This is a genomic window from Chordicoccus furentiruminis, from assembly GCF_019355395.1.
GTDB classification, from domain to species: domain Bacteria; phylum Bacillota; class Clostridia; order Lachnospirales; family Lachnospiraceae; genus Chordicoccus; species Chordicoccus furentiruminis.
This window is the reverse complement of the sequence record NZ_CP048829.1, coordinates 1,756,783-1,772,175: the sequence shown is the minus strand read 5'-3', so window position 1 is coordinate 1,772,175 and position 15,393 is coordinate 1,756,783. Positions and strand designations below refer to the sequence as shown.

Here is a 15,393-nt window from a genome sequence, read left to right as displayed (position 1 = left end):
TCTGTCCGCCGTGTATCCCGGCGTATGTCAATAACTGGTTAATTATAAATCCTTTTTCCGGATTCGTCCATAACACCGCCGAATTTCAGCGCGTGCCCGGTGCTCACGTCCCTGCCGGCGCGGTCCGTCGGCGCAGCCCTGCGCTTTCCGTCCGGCCGGCGCCGCCTATTCCTTTCTGCGCGGCGCGGCCCCGTCCGTCCCGGAAACTTCCGCTTCGTCCTGCGCGCCCGGCACCGTCTCCGCCAGCGCGTCCGCGAAACATCCGAGGTTCTCCAGCATCGGTTCCTCCTCCCGCGGGCCGTGATACAGAAAGCAGGTTTCTCCCGGATAGACGTGAATCGTAAACTGCCCGCCGAAAGAGGCGATGATCCGCGGTATCTCCTGCACATCAAAAGCCGGATCCGGCACCGCCGTGATCTTCACCTGCTTTCCGGTCTGCTTGATCTCCGCGATCTGACCCCGGTGCGCCGCCGCCTTCAGCTTCGCGATTTTCATCAGGTTGATCACCGCCCTGGGAGGCTCCCCGAAGCGGTCAAGCAGCTCATCGAGCACATCGCTGTACGATTCCTGATCGGATATCGACGCAATCCGCTTGTAGAAATCGAGCTTCAGCGGCTCGCTGGAGATATAGCTGTCCGGAATGAAGGCATCCATGCTGAGATCGACGATCGTCTCGAACTCACGCTCCGTCTTCTGCCCCTTCGCCTCGCTGACCGCCTCCGACAGCAGCTTGCAGTAAAGGTCATAGCCAACCGAGGCCATATGGCCCGACTGCTCTGCGCCCAGCAGATTGCCGGCGCCCCGGATCTCCAGATCCCTCATCGCGATCTTGAAACCGCTGCCAAGTTCGGTAAATTCCCGGATGGCGGACAGCCGTTTCTCCGCCACCTCCTTGAGCATCTTGTCCTTTCTGTACATAAGAAAGGCATACGCCGTCCGGTTCGTCCTGCCGACGCGGCCGCGCAGCTGATACAGCTGGGAGAGTCCCATCCGGTCCGCGTCGTGGATGATCATCGTGTTGGCGTTGCCGATATCGAGACCGGTCTCGATGATCGTCGTCGTCACGAGCACGTCGATCGCGCCGTTCACGAAGTCCACCATGATGCTCTCCAGCTCCCGCTCGCTCATCTTGCCGTGTGCGTACGCCACCGTGGCCTCCGGCACCATGTCCTGAATCCGTTTCGTCATATCCGCGATGTCACGCACCCGGTTGTAGACGTAATAAACCTGACCGCCCCGGCCCAGTTCCCGGCAGACCGCCTCCCGGACCATCTCCGGATTATATTCCATCACATAGGTCTGGATCGCGACCCTGTCCTGAGGCGGCTCCTCCAGAACTGACATATCCCGGATCCCGATCAGACTCATATGCAGCGTCCTCGGGATCGGCGTGGCCGTCAGCGTGAGGACGTCCACGTTCTTCCGGAGCTGCTTGATCTTCTCCTTGTGCGCGACGCCGAAGCGCTGCTCCTCATCGATGACAAGCAGCCCCAGGTCCCTGAAGCGCACGTCCTTCGACAGCAGACGGTGCGTCCCGATCACAATGTCGACCTGACCGTTCCTCAGATCCCGGATCGTTTTCTCCTGCTGGGCGTCCGTGCGGAAGCGGCAGAGCATGTCCACCCGCACCGGAAAATCCTTCATCCGCTGCGTGAAGGTATTGAAATGCTGCTGCGCGAGAATCGTCGTGGGAACGAGATAAGCGACCTGCTTGCCTTCCTGAACGGCCTTGAAGGCGGCCCGGATCGCGATCTCGGTCTTTCCGTAGCCGACGTCTCCGCAGATCAGGCGGTCCATGATCTTATGGCTTTCCATGTCCCGCTTCGTGTCCTCGATGGCCTGAAGCTGATCCTCCGTCTCCTCGTAGGGAAACATCTCCTCGAATTCCTTCTGCCACTCCGTATCCGGGCCGTAGACAAAGCCGTCGTTCTGCTGTCTCCGCGCGTAGAGCGCCACCAGCTCCTTCGCGATGCCGCGGACCGCCGTGGTGACCTTCGCCCGGGTCTTCTCCCACTCCTGGCCGCCGAGACGGTTCAGCTTCGGCTTCGCCCCGTCCGCGCCGCCGGCGTATTTCTGGAGCATGTCAAGCTGCGTCGCCAGGATGTAAAGATTGCTGCCGCTGTACTCGATCTTGATGTAGTCCTTCAGCACCCCGTCGACTTCGACCTTCTCGATGCCCCGGTAGATGCCGATGCCGTGATTCTCGTGCACGACATAATCACCGACGTTCAGCTCCGAGAAGCTGGCAATGTGCTTTCCGTCCTTCCGGACCGTTCTCCTGCGCTTCTTCGCCTTCTCCGCGCCGAAAATATCCGACTCCGCGATCACCGCGAAGCGGATCAGCGGGTACTCGAATCCTCTCGACGCATGGCCGTACATCACGGCGATCTGCCCGTCAGAGAGCGTCTGCTGCATGTTCTCCGTGCAGAACGCGGGGATTCCGGAGTCCGAAAGGCCCTGCGCCAGCCGGTGCGCCCTCGTATGCGATCCGGACAGCACGATCACCCGGTAGCCCTTCTTCCGGTACCGGGTGAGATCCTTCGTCAGCATGTCGAAGCTGTTGTTGTAGGTTCCTGCCGCCTGCACGGTCGTCCCGAAGGAGGCCCGGATCCGCCAGTTCTCCCGGCGCATCTCCAGCATCGAGAGGGCGAGCGTGAAGCTCCGGTTCAGTGCCGCGGTCAGCTCGTCCACCCCGGCCAGTCCGGGGATCTCGTCCCGGTCGAAGCCGCCCTGCTCCATCCTCATCTCCACGCTGGTCCGGAACTCCGTCTCCGTCGCCCGGACGGCGTCCAGGATCCGGTTCGGCTCGTCCAGCACGAACTCCGTCTCGTTCCTGTCAAACCATTTGTAGAAGGGCGCGGTGCTCCCCGTGTGATCGTTGGCCGGACAGACGGACGCCTCTCCGGTCTCCTCGATGGAACGCTGGCTTTCCTCGTCAAAGACACGGATCGAATCGATCTCGTCGCCGAAGAACTCAATCCGGACCGGATGGTCCGCCGTCAGCGGCCAGACGTCGAGAATATCGCCGCGCACCGCGAACCGGCCGGGCGAATCCGTCTCCGCGCCGCGCTCGTAGCCGAGCAGCGTCAGCGCTCTCTTCTGCGCTTCCAGATCGTACTCGCCGCCGGTGCGGAACAAAAGCGTCTGCGCCGCCATCGCCGCCCGCCCGGTCACATAATCCATCAGCGCGGCGGCCGGAAGCACGACGATATGGCGTTCCTCCGGACGGAGCAGGGCCTGCATCGCCGTGAGCCGCTGCCGGTCCAGCGCATTGGAAGCAAGATCGGCCTGATAGAAGAGCAGGTCCTTGGCCGGATACCAGAGCACGTCCGGCTCATAAAGCTTCAGGTTCTCAAAAAGCGTCTTGCCTGCAAGATCATTCTCCGCGACGACCACCACCTGCTTCACATCCCATGTGAGACCGCCGATCATCTGCGCCTTCTGCGCTTCGACACACCCCGAAAGCGAGATCAGCCCGGTCTCCTTCCGCATGATGTCACGGATCTCCTCATACTCCCGAAGCCCCTTCAGCGGTTCCAGCAATATCTTCTTCATCGTTCCTCGTTTCCCGCTCAGTTAAAGAGATTCATCGCCCGGTCCGGGCCTTCCGTCAGGATCATGACGCAGGCCTTCGCCGCCCGCTCCTGCGCGTCGTCGATCAGCGCCCGGGTCTCCCGGTCCGGTCTTGAGAGCACCCAGTCCGCGAGATCCCATCCCGCCGGCTTCGCGCCTGTGCCGACCCTCACGCGGATAAAGGCATCCGTCCCCAGCTGTTCGATGATATTCCGGAGTCCGTTCTGCCCGCCGGCGCTTCCCTTCTTCCGGATCCGGATCTTCCCGGGCTCCAGATCGATGTCGTCGCTGACCACGATCAGCTCCGAGGCCGGATCCGCCTTGTAGAAAGCGACGGCTTCCCGGACAGCCCGGCCGCTCAGATTCATATAGGTCAGCGGCTTCATCAGGAGCACCGTCCCGCTCCCGATCCTCGTCCGTCCCGTCAGCGCGTGGAACTTCACGCCGTCCTGCGGCACGCGGTACTGATCCACCAGACGGTCGATGACATCAAAGCCCATATTGTGCCGGGTGCCCGCATACTGCGCGCCCGGGTTCCCGAGTCCTGCAATGATAAACATACATAATTCTCCCGAAACACAAACGACAGGCCGCACCCCTGTGCGGCCTGCCCCGTTTTTTCTCGCCTGCTGACGCTTACTGGTTCATCATGAAATTGACGAGTTTCTGAACGTCCTCCGGCTCGGACGCAATCAGCTCCATTTCCGGAATCGAACCGTTCGAGAAGATATTCGCAAGGGAGACGTACTGGGAAAGCTTCGACTTGAGGTTCAGCTGATCGCCTTCGCCTGTCACCAGCATCACCTTGCCCTTGCAGGAATCGACGACCTGAAAGAATTTATTGACATCCTTGATGTTCTCCAGCTTCATTTTATATGCCCCTTTCCTCAGACGGAAGCCTCTCGCTCCCGCCGGATACACAACATGATTCCACCTGCCATTGTAATATGAAACGTCGGCGCGTGCAACGGCGTTTTTGCGCGGTTTTCCGGACTTTTCACCGGATATCCGGCCGGCAGACGCAGCAGGGACGGAACCGTTCCGCTGTCCGGATCCGCTCATGCAAGCAGGTACCGGACGTACCGAAGCGCCTCCTCCTTCCTCGGCGTGTTGGCGATGATCCCGACGCAGACCTCCGCACGGCCGCCGAAAAGCGCGCGACACTGTTTGGCCGGAAGCGCGACCGCGTATCCGTCCGATTCTCCGGATATCTGATCCGGAAGCCTCATCAGATAGCGGTTCCGCTCCATCACCTTCATCGCGGCCCGGTCCATCAGCACGACATCCAGCGACCGGTCTGTGATCTGCGCCAGCAGCTTGATGTTGGAGGCGTAGGTGTATTCGAAATCCAGACTGTCATCCGTGCGGTCGGCAATCCGGTACCCCTCCGCCAGATGCACCGTGTCCTTCCGGCCATGCTTTAAAAGAGAGTCCAGATAGCCGTCCTTCAGGACACCGGCTGCATTTCCCGAAGAAAGATTGATCATCCCGACCGAGAGCCGGATATCCGGCTTCGTCCGGGCATGTGCCAGTGCGGCGATCACCGCGATGACGGCCAGCACGCCCAGCCCGATGCGGATCCGGTAGTAATCCCACAGATAGCGGAGCTTCTGACGGGTGTTCAGCTCCCTCATATACCCGTTCATTCCGCGCCGCCCTCTTCGGAAGCGGGAGACGCCAGCGCTCCGAACACTGTCTTGAGAAGAATAGAGGAAAGAAACGCGCAGAGGCCTTCTCCCAGAAAGAGAATCGGGGTAAACAGCCAGACGGCCGTGCATACGACGGCGGCATGGATCCCGATGATGAGCAGGGTACAGAAGAGATAGCGGATCCCGATCAGGAAAGCGTTCCGGATCATACGAAGCGGCGTGTTCCGGAAGGCCGCCTGCAGCGGAAAGACATACACAAGCACAACAAGATAGACAGCCGTCAGGAAGAGGAAGACGGCAAAGCCGATCGTGCAGAGCGCGTTCGTGAAACGGAGGCGGTACAGAATGAACCCGTCCGCCGCCAGCGCCGCTCCGGCAGCCGTCATGATCAGGCCGATCACGGTTCCGCCGCGCAGATTCTCCTTAAACGCTTTGACAAAATCTCCCGGAATATGGACGTTTTCATCCCGCGCCATCGCCAGCGTGACCCGGTAGAGCGCACAAGTGGAGGCTCCCAGTGTCACGACAGGAAGCGAGAAGCAAATCCAGAGAAGATTCAGAAGAAGCGTGTCCGCCACGTGGCCGAAAAACCGCATCACACCGCTGTCAGGCTGAAAAAACCGATTCATCCTCCATACCTCCGTGAAAGAGAACAATGAAACTGCCGAAAATGCACCAGGGAATCCGCTTCTTCCTGTCCCTTCCGTACGCCGGAAGAGCGGCGCCCCGGATCACGTCTCCGCCGGATCTCCGGTGGACGCTCTCAGGATCAGATTCGTCTCCACATAAACTCTCCGGTAGTCGAGCTCCGGTTCCCTGATCCGGGAAACCAGAAGCTGCACAGCCGAGAATCCAACCACCTGGCTGTGAATATGAATCGTGGAAAGCTTCGGCGTGACGATCCGGGATTCCGGGGAATCGTCGAAGCCGAGCACCTGAATCCGCTCCGGAACGCTGACATGAACCGACTCGAGGACCTGAAGCAGATCGACGGCGACGAAATCGTTCGCGCAGATGAAGACGTCCGGCAGTGTCTTCATCTTGTTCAGACGGTACAGAATGTAATCCCGGTTGTGCCCGAATCCGAGGCGGTCCGAGTTGTCCGTGAGGCAGAACGCCTCGTCGATCGGCAGCTGATTGTAGAACATGCCGTTACGGAACGCCATATACCGCTCGAAGAAGGACGTACAGTGCATGACATCACCGATAAAACCGATCCTGAGCCTGTTTCTCCGTTTCATTTCCTTAATAAAGGAAAGGATCCCAGCCGTATTATCCATCAGCAGGATATCGGCGTTCAGCTGCTCGCCGTCCGTCATCACGGGCGCGTCGATGAACAGAAGCGGGAGCCCGAGTCCGGAAAGCATCCGGCAGTAGTCCGGATCGAAGACCTCTACACAGACGATCCCAACCGTCGTGTCCTCATGAAAAGACGCGGGAAGCTTTCGTTCCTGAAGGTCGGCGGCGCAGACATTGTGAATGCTCATGCTGTAACCGAGCTGACTGATTTCCGACTGGAAGCGGTCCAGCATCGAAGAGGCAAAATGCGAATGATCGAGGAACGACGCCGTCAGCAGCGCGATCTCGCCGCCTTCCCCGCTGTGCCGTTCCGGCTCCAGCGACGAAATATCCATATAGGTGAACTGTTTGTATCCCATCTCGATCGCTTTCGCGAGGACCTTCTGTCTGGTTGCGTCCGCCAGAACGCCTGTATTGTTGATTGCCTTTGAAACCGTATTGCGGGAAAGGCCGAGCTCGTCGGCAATATCCTGAATTGTGACCCGATTCGCCATATGCATTCCGTCCTTTATTCTTTTTCTTCAGTATAGGGCCGCTCCGGGAATGTGTCAAATGTAAAATCATCGTTTTTACATTACCGGACTGTTGCACAAGAATTAACCGGTGTATTTGTTTATTTGTGCAGAAATTCGTTCTTAATTGTGCATTTGTAAAATCTATGATTGACGCATATGTCTCACCGTTCTATAGTAAGGATGAAAACAAAACCGGTTTTGCATCAGTGAAAAATGTGTCACCCAACCTGTTTCTCAGAATGAAAGGAAAGGAAAATGGCGGATAACGTACAATCAGTCGCGGCCGTTCCGAAGCATAAGGAAAGCTTCGGACACTATTTCAGAAAGCACTGGCAGCTGTACCTGATTTTTCTGCTCCCTGCGCTGCTGCTGACGCTGATCTTCAAATACATCCCGATGGGAGGCATCCTGATCGCGTTTCAGGATTTCAACCCGATCAAGGGCATCGTCGGGAGTCACTGGGTCGGCTTCCGGAACTTCACGCGGTTCCTGACCTCCCCGGATTTCATGACTTATCTTGCCAACACGCTGAAGCTGAGTGTCTACGGCCTTCTCTGGGGCTTCCCCGTTCCGATTATTCTTGCGCTGCTTCTCAACCGGATTCAGAACAAAAAGCTCAAGAGCGGCGTCCAGATGATCCTCTACATGCCGAACTTCATCTCCGTAATCGTCCTCTGCGGTATGGTCCGGATCCTTCTTTCGGTGACGGGACCTGTCAATCTGGCCTTTCATACAAGCATCAATTTCATGACGATGCCAGAGGCCTTCCGAAGCATCTACATCATCAGCGGCATCTGGCAGGGCGCCGGCTGGGCCTCCATCATGTACACTGCCTCGCTGTCCAACGCCAGCCAGGAGCTTCGTGAAGCGGCCGTCATCGACGGCGCGAACATCTGGCAGCAGATCAAGGCGGTTGACTGGCCGGCCATCAAGGACATGGTCGTGATCCAGTTCATCCTTCAGGCCGGCAACATCATGAGCATCGGATTCGAGAAGGCTTACGCGCTCCAGACGGACCTGAACCTTCCCTCCTCGGAAATCATCGCGACCTACGTATATAAGAAGGGTCTTCTCGACGGCGATTACAGCTTTTCCACGGCGGTCGGGCTCTTCAACACCGTCATCAATGTCATCCTTCTGATCGCGGTCAACAAGATCGTCGCCAGAATGAATGAAGGTCAGGGAATTTAAGGAGGGGTATGATCATGAAAGCAAAGCAGAAATTCTCCTCAATGGGCGCATCGGACAAAACCATCACGGTTGTCGGCAATGTCTTTCTCGCCGTCTTCGTCGTCGCCGTCATCATTCCTCTTCTTTACATCGTAGTGGCGTCCTTCATCGATCCGGTCGTTCTTCAGAATCACGGCATCACGTTTGACTTCAGTAAATGGACGCTGACCGCCTATCAGAGGGTTATCAAAAACCAGCAGATCTGGATCGGGTTCGGAAATGCCGTCCTGTATTCCACTGTCTTCACGGCGATCTCCGTCTTCGTGACGCTGCTATGCGCCTACCCGATGTCAAGAACGGACTTCCGGGGACGGAAGGTCTTCAACGTGATCTTCATCATCACGATGTTCTTTAACGGCGGCCTGATCCCCACCTACCTGCTGATCAGCGATCTCGGCATGCTGGATTCCATGTGGGCTCTGATCCTCCCCGGTGCCTTCAGCGTCTGGAACATGATCATCGCCCGCACCTATTATCAGGGCGTTCCGAAGGAGCTCCGGGAAGCGGCCTCCGTGGACGGCGCCGATGAAGTCACCTACTTCTTCAAGGTGCTGATGCCCGTCTGCAAGCCGGTAATCGCGGTCCTGGTGCTCTGGCAGTTCGTCGGGATGTGGAACAGCTACTTTGACGCTCTGATCTACATCAGCTCGGACGTGAAGCAGCCGCTGCAGCTGGTACTCCGGGCGATCCTGATTCAGAATCAGCCGCAGCCCGGCATGATTGCGGATATGCAGAGTACGGCGGCCAGAGCCCAGCTCGGAGAGCTTCTGAAATACGCGACGATCATCATTTCGTCCGTTCCGCTGCTCGTGATGTTCCCGTTCTTCCAGAAGCATTTCGATGCGGGCATCATGGTCGGTTCGGTGAAAGGATAAGGAGGATAGCGGATATGAAAAAGCGTTTACTCGCCGGCATCCTGACGGCCGTACTGTGTTCAACGACCCTGAGCGGCTGCGGCTCCACATTATTCGGATACAAGGTCAATCGGGCGGCTACCGCCAGCGCCGAGAGCGTCCGTCTTCCTCTGAAGACGAAGCAGACCATCACAGGACTCACAAGCTACCCGAGCGGGACCGAGTCCGACCCCAACAAGCGGGTCATCTTCGAACGCCTCGAGAAAAAGACCACCGTGCATGTGGACTGGAAGTCGATCGCGTCCGACCAGTGGGGCGACAAAATCTCCCTTCAGATGGTCAATTTCTCAACTCTCCCGGATTTCATCTTTTCCGCCGGCTTCAGCGACAGCGACCTTCTGAAATACGGAGAGCAGGAGCTGATTCTTCCTCTTGAGGATTACATCGACAAATACATGCCGAACCTGAAGAAAGTCTTCGATGAATATCCGGAATACAGAAAGATGAGCACGGATACCAAAGGTCATATCTGGGCGCTTCCCTGGATTGAGCAGCTCGGTGAGAACAAGACCGCCATCCAGACAATCGGGAATATGAGTTTCATCAATAAGAAATGGCTTGATTATCTGAAACTCGACATGCCGGAAACAACCGATGAACTGGAGGATGTTCTCAAGTCCTTCAAGGACCATGAAGCGGATCTGAAGGAAAAATTTCAGATAGACGGCTCCGTCATCCCCCTGTCCTGCATCGTCAATGACCAGGACCCGGCGCTCATCATCAATGGCTTCGGCGAGGGCTACGGCGACAACGACTCAGGCCGGCACATCGCCGTGACGGATGACCGGAAGGTCATCTGCACGGCCGTTCAGGACGGCTACCGAGAGGGCATCACCTGGCTGCATCAGCTCTACAGCGAAGGCCTGATCGACAAGGAATGCTTCACGCAGGACTGGTCCACCTATGTCTCCAAGGGAAAATCCGGCCGCTACGGCGTCTGCTTCACCTGGGACGTCGCCAACATCGACAACCTGAAGGACTGGGTTCCGCTTCCGCCTCTCAAGGCCGACACGCTCAGCATCACGCCGCAGAACGGATCGTTCACGAGCGGGTTCGACCGGGGACGCTGCGTCGTGACCTCGATGGCGAAGAATCCGGCACTCGTCTGCTCATGGCTCGACCAGATGTATGACCCGCTTCAGTCCCCCCAGAACAACTGGGGCACGTACGGCGAGAAGAACAAATTCAACATCTTCCGGATGTCAAAGAACAAGAACGGCGAGCCGATGCTGAAACATGAGAAGCTCGGAGACGCTTCCCCGGTTGAGGTCCGTGAAGCGCAGTGCGTTGGAGGCCCTCTCGCCGTGCTGAACGAATACTATGGAAAATATGTAACCTGCCCGGATGACGCCCAGTACCGCCTTGACTGGATCAAAGACACCTACACCGATCAGATGCACGGGAAGTACGTCTATCCGAACGTATTCATGGACAGAGAAGATACCGAAGAATTATCAAATCTGCAGGCGGATATCCAGAAGGAGATCAACGCCAGAAAATCCGACTGGATCATGAACGGACTGGACGATTCCAAGTGGAATGCCTATATCAAAAAGCTCGATGCCTACGGCATGGATAAATATCTGGGCATCTTCCAGAAATATCTGGACGCCTACTATGCTGACAGCAGCAGCTGACGATTCCGGCACAGCTTGAAGAAACGTCAGAAAACCGGGCGGTCTGCATTTCCCGATTTGCAGAGAAATGCAGACTGCCAATCTGACGGCCGGCAAAAGACGTACGGCCGTTCACACAAAACCGGATGGAGGCTTGACATGACAGACCTGTTGAAAAAAGCGAGAGACTACGAAGCGAAGGCAGCCGCGCAAATCGAACCGGAGGAACGGCCGGCTTTCCACCTGACGCCTTACGTCGGATGGATGAACGACCCGAACGGGTTCAGCCGCTATGGCGGGAAATATCATCTGTTTTACCAGTACAACCCCTATGACACCAGCTGGGGGCCCATGCACTGGGGACACGCGGTGAGCGCGGATCTGCTTCACTGGGATTATCTTCCCTGCGCCCTCGCCTGCGACGAACCCTACGACCGGTTCGGCGCTTTCTCGGGAAGCGCGCTGGAGCTGGACGACGGGCGGCATCTGCTGATGTATACAGGCGTGAAGGAGATTCCGGTTCCCGGAAAAAAGGAGCCTGATATCCGCCAGACCCAGTGCGTCGCCGTCGGCGACGGGCTGAATTACCGGAAGTATGCCGGCAATCCCGTCATCAGCGAGACAGACCTTCCGGCCGGATCAAGTCCGGTGGATTTCAGAGATCCGAAGATCCTCCGGACAGCGGACGGCACGTATCTGTGCTTCGCAGGATGCCGGGCGGCGGACGGCAGCGGAGATATTCTGGTCTTCGAGAGTCCGGATGCGCTTCACTGGAATTTCCGGAATATACTGTTCCGCAGCCGGAACCGGATCGGAAAGATGTGGGAATGCCCGGATGTGTTCACACTGGACGGCAAAACGGTTCTGCTTTCCAGCCCCCAGGATATCCGGGCCGACCAGCTGGAAGGCTTAAGCGGCAACTGCGCGCTGGCCGTCGTCGGGGACATGGATCCCGACTCCGGCCGTCTCCGCGAGGAGTGGGTTCAGCCAATGGATTACGGCATCGATTTTTACGCTTCTCAGAGCGTTCTGACGGAAGACGGCCGACGCGTCATGATCGGATGGATGCAGAACTGGGATGCCTGCGCCGAACGGGGAAAGGATCAGAAGTGGTTCGGACAGATGTCGGTTCCGCGTGAGCTCCGCATCAAAAACGGCCGGATCCTTCAGTCACCCATCCGTGAACTCGCATCTCACCGGACGAATCCGGAAGCATGGAGAGGCGAACTGGACGGGGACCGTCAGACGACGCCGTTTTTCAGAGGCCGCACGGCGGATCTCGAGATGACCATCCGTCCGGGCGGCACCGGCGGATTCCGCCGGTTTGAGATGCGCTTCGCGCAGGACGAGACGGGATCCGTCTACAGCTCGCTGGTATATCGTCCGGAGGAAGGCCTTCTGACCGTCAGCCGCCAGCACTCCGGCACTTGCCGGGCGCTCCTCCACGAACGTTCCTGCCATGTCTTCTCTCCCGACGGCGCGCTGAAGCTCCGCGTGATTCTCGACCGGTTCAGCGCGGAGATCTTTGTCAACGACGGCGTGCAGACCATGAGCATGGCCCTGTACACCGGGCAGTCGGCCGACCGGATCGGGTTTCATTCTGACGGCCGTGGCACGCTGGACATCAGAAAGTACGATCTGGTCTGAAATGAAGACCGGGATTCCCCCGCCGGCGGAGGAGTCCCGGTCCGTTTGCGTTCTGTCTGCCTGTCCGATATAATGATAGAACAACTTGGGAAATGCATCCGGCTAAGGCGGAAGGAGCGGGCATCATCATGCGCAGGTGGAATCCATTCAGACTCGGAATCAGAAAGACAGAGGAAACGCCGGCGCTGCCGGCCCCGCAGGAAGAAGAGGTGGATCTGATCGAACTCCCCGGCTTCCCAGAGGACGGCGGAGCGGAGACGGACGAGGCCTCCGTGACAAAGGAAAGACAGGCGGAGCAGCCGGCCGAAAGCGCGCCGGAACCCGTGACGCATCCGGAGGCGCTCCTGCCGTCCGGAGAAGAGGTCCCGGAAGAGGAAGAAATCGCTCCGGACGAAACAGCCGAAGCCGGCTCTCGCCCGAAAACCCGCCCCGAGACCCGGCCGCTGCTCACCGGAGAGCAGAAGGCCCGCCTGATGCGGCCGGTTACCGCGTGGCGTAAGCGCCGGGCGGCGAAAAAGCAGGCCCGGCTTCAGGAGCTCGAACGGATTGAGCGGGATTCCTCCTCTCCGATCGACGCGGAACGGGGCCTCACGGACGCACAGGCGGAGGCCCGGGTCCGCCTCGGCAAGGTCAACCGGGTTGAGAAGAAGGGCGTCCGCTCGACAGGTCAGATCATCTTCTCCCACACCGTCACCTACTTCAACTTCCTCAACATCTTTCTCGGTGTGCTGGTGTTCCTGACCGGTCAGTACAAGAACATGCTCTTCCTCGGCGTGATCATCTGCAACTCACTGATCGGCATCGTGCAGGAGCTGCGCGTGCGGGACCTGATCCTGAAGCTCTCGGTGATCTCCGCGTCGAAGGCAAAGGTGCGAAGGAACGGCTCCGTGGAAGAGCTTCCGATCGAAGAGATCGTCACGGACGACATCGTCGAGATCACAAGTGGAGATCAGATCGTGACGGACGGTTCTCTGATGGCGGGCGACGGAATCGAGATCAACGAATCGATGCTGACCGGCGAGTCGAAGCCGGTCCGGAAAAAGACCGGCGACAGCCTGCTGTCCGGGAGCTTCGTCGTATCCGGAAGCGGAACAATGAAGGTGGAGAAAGTCGGACGGGAGTGCTACGCGCAGCAGATCGTGGAGAAATCCCACCACCGCCGCCGTGCCTCCTCCGAGATGCAGATCACGATCGGACGGATCATCAAGGTCATCTCCATCGCCATCATCCCGGTCGGACTCCTGCTCTTCCGGAGCCAGCATGCGGCCGCAGTCCGCGCGGCCGCCGGCGGTCTCCATGACGCGCACTGGATTTTCGCCCGTTCCATCGTCCGGACGGTGGCCGGCGTCATCGGCATGATCCCGGAAGGGCTCGTGCTGCTGACCTCCGTCTCGTTCATCATCGGCGTCGGCCGTCTCGCGATGAAGCGGGCTCTGGTGCAGGAAATGGAGGCCATCGAGTCCCTCGCGCGGGTCAACATTCTCTGCACCGATAAAACCGGCACCATCACGACCGGAAAGCTCCGTATGGCGCGTCTGATCTCGGTAGGCGGCATTCCAGCCGACGAGATCCGGGCCGTCGCCGCCCACATGAACGGCGCCTTCAGCGACACGAACGACACACAGGAGGCGCTGGACGCCTACTTCGGGAGGAAGACAGACTGGACCGTCACGGCCTCCGTGCCCTTCTCCTCCGAGCGGAAATACAAGTCCGTGACCTTTGAGGGCCGCGGCACCTATCTGATGGGCGCACCGGAATACCTCGTGCCGGACCGGAAAGACGTACTCCGCTACATCGACCGCTTTCAGTCCGAAGGCTACCGTGTGCTCGCGCTGGCCCGCAGATCCGGGGACGGCCCCGCCGTCCCTCAGGCGCTCTGCGTGATCTCCGACGTCGTCAAACCCGACGCGAAGGAAGTATTTGACTACTTCGCGAAGGCCGGCGTGGAGGTCAAAGTTCTCTCCGGCGACAATCCGGTCACGGTCTCCGCGGTCGCAGTCAAAGCCGGCGTCCGCGGAGCTTCCCGATACCTCGACGCCAGCACGCTCCCCGACGATCCGGACAAACTGGCGGAGGCCATCCGGGGATACCAGATTTTCGGCCGGGTCCGTCCGGAACAGAAGCAGGCCTTTGTGAAGGCGTGGCAGAAGGAAGGAAACACCGTCGCGATGGTGGGCGACGGCGTGAACGACGTGCTGGCCCTCAAAGACGCCGACTGCGGCATCGCGATGGCGCACGGTTCCGAGGCGGCCAAGCAGGCGGCCCACATCGTGCTGCTGGACTCCGATTTCTCCACGATGAAGGACATTGTGGCCGAAGGAAAGACCATCATCTGCAACATCGAGCGGGTCAGCGCGCTCTACCTCACCAAGACGATCTACGCCTGCCTGCTCAGCATGATCTTCGCAATCCTCACCCGCGCCTATCCGTGGACCACGCTTCAGATGGGGCTGATCAATGTCTGCGGCATCGGCATGCCTTCCTTCCTGCTCACGCTGGAGCAGCACGAAGGCTGGAAGGCGGAGGGATTTCTCCCTCACGTCCTGAAAACCTGCGTCCCCGCCGCTCTCACGATGGTCTTCTCGATCCTGATGGTGCTCTGCCTCGGCACGGCGCTGAACTGGAGCGACGAGCTGATCTCGCTCTTCTATCTGATGGCCGGCGGTTTCGTCGCACTGCTGGTGGTAGGTCAGGTCTCATGGCCCTTCAACTGGTACCGGCGCGGCGTCTTCGGAATCTCCGTCGGCGCGTTCGTACTGGGTCTGATCATCTTCCCCGGCTTCTATGACATCAGCGCGCTCTGGTCTTCTCCATGGGTGATGCTGATCTTCCCGATGGCCTTCGTGATCGTTCTCGTGATCACGCAGCTGAGCCGTCTGACGAAAAAGCTGATGCAGAAGCGGTTCCGTCCCAGAAAAGAGCACCTTGCCGGATAACAGAAACTTCATAC

At 58.7% G+C, this 15,393-nt stretch carries 11 protein-coding genes; 5 read left to right on the top strand and 6 right to left on the bottom strand.

Features of this window, described 5'->3' with window-relative positions:
* Nucleotides 1-165 precede the first annotated feature (165 nt).
* The 6 genes from mfd to G4C92_RS08260 form a co-directional block, all read right to left on the bottom strand.
* Nucleotides 166-3,555, bottom strand: coding sequence for a transcription-repair coupling factor (mfd, locus tag G4C92_RS08285; protein WP_274939396.1), 3,390 nt, complete (start codon nucleotides 3,553-3,555; stop codon nucleotides 166-168).
* A 17-nt stretch (nucleotides 3,556-3,572) separates the two neighbouring features.
* The gene (gene pth / locus G4C92_RS08280; protein WP_274939395.1) at nucleotides 3,573-4,133 is read right to left on the bottom strand and encodes an aminoacyl-tRNA hydrolase; all 561 of its coding nucleotides are present in this window, start codon (nucleotides 4,131-4,133) and stop codon (nucleotides 3,573-3,575) included.
* Between the two features lie 76 nt (nucleotides 4,134-4,209).
* Complete coding sequence (locus tag G4C92_RS08275; RefSeq protein WP_274939394.1) at nucleotides 4,210-4,443, bottom strand: polya polymerase; 234 nt, start codon at nucleotides 4,441-4,443, stop codon at nucleotides 4,210-4,212.
* A gap of 188 nt (nucleotides 4,444-4,631) precedes the next feature.
* Complete coding sequence (locus G4C92_RS08270) at nucleotides 4,632-5,219, bottom strand: hypothetical protein (protein ID WP_274939393.1); 588 nt, start codon at nucleotides 5,217-5,219, stop codon at nucleotides 4,632-4,634.
* Nucleotides 5,216-5,851 (bottom strand): YesL family protein, encoded by a 636-nt coding sequence (locus G4C92_RS08265; protein ID WP_274939392.1) that lies wholly within the window; start codon nucleotides 5,849-5,851, stop codon nucleotides 5,216-5,218. Before G4C92_RS08265 ends, G4C92_RS08270 begins: the two co-directional genes overlap by 4 nt.
* Nucleotides 5,852-5,953: 102 nt before the next feature.
* Nucleotides 5,954-7,015 carry a LacI family DNA-binding transcriptional regulator gene (locus G4C92_RS08260; protein WP_274939391.1) on the bottom strand — a complete coding sequence of 354 codons (1,062 nt, stop codon included), beginning with the start codon at nucleotides 7,013-7,015 and terminating at the stop codon, nucleotides 5,954-5,956.
* Between the two features lie 276 nt (nucleotides 7,016-7,291).
* Here G4C92_RS08260 and G4C92_RS08255 point away from each other — a divergent pair, with 276 nt between their 5' ends.
* The 5 genes from G4C92_RS08255 (at nucleotide 7,292) to G4C92_RS08235 (ending at nucleotide 15,379) form a co-directional block, all read left to right on the top strand.
* On the top strand, nucleotides 7,292-8,227 hold the full coding sequence (locus G4C92_RS08255; RefSeq protein ID WP_274939390.1) for an ABC transporter permease: 936 nt from the start codon (nucleotides 7,292-7,294) through the stop codon (nucleotides 8,225-8,227).
* Between the two features lie 14 nt (nucleotides 8,228-8,241).
* On the top strand, nucleotides 8,242-9,141 hold the full coding sequence (locus tag G4C92_RS08250) for a carbohydrate ABC transporter permease (RefSeq protein WP_274939389.1): 900 nt from the start codon (nucleotides 8,242-8,244) through the stop codon (nucleotides 9,139-9,141).
* 14 nt (nucleotides 9,142-9,155) lie between these two features.
* The gene (locus G4C92_RS08245; RefSeq protein WP_274939388.1) at nucleotides 9,156-10,817 is read left to right on the top strand and encodes an extracellular solute-binding protein; all 1,662 of its coding nucleotides are present in this window, start codon (nucleotides 9,156-9,158) and stop codon (nucleotides 10,815-10,817) included.
* Between the two features lie 138 nt (nucleotides 10,818-10,955).
* Complete coding sequence (locus tag G4C92_RS08240; protein WP_274939387.1) at nucleotides 10,956-12,443, top strand: glycoside hydrolase family 32 protein; 1,488 nt, start codon at nucleotides 10,956-10,958, stop codon at nucleotides 12,441-12,443.
* A gap of 128 nt (nucleotides 12,444-12,571) precedes the next feature.
* On the top strand, nucleotides 12,572-15,379 hold the full coding sequence (locus G4C92_RS08235; protein ID WP_274939386.1) for an HAD-IC family P-type ATPase: 2,808 nt from the start codon (nucleotides 12,572-12,574) through the stop codon (nucleotides 15,377-15,379).
* The last annotated feature ends 14 nt before the right edge of the window (nucleotides 15,380-15,393 follow it).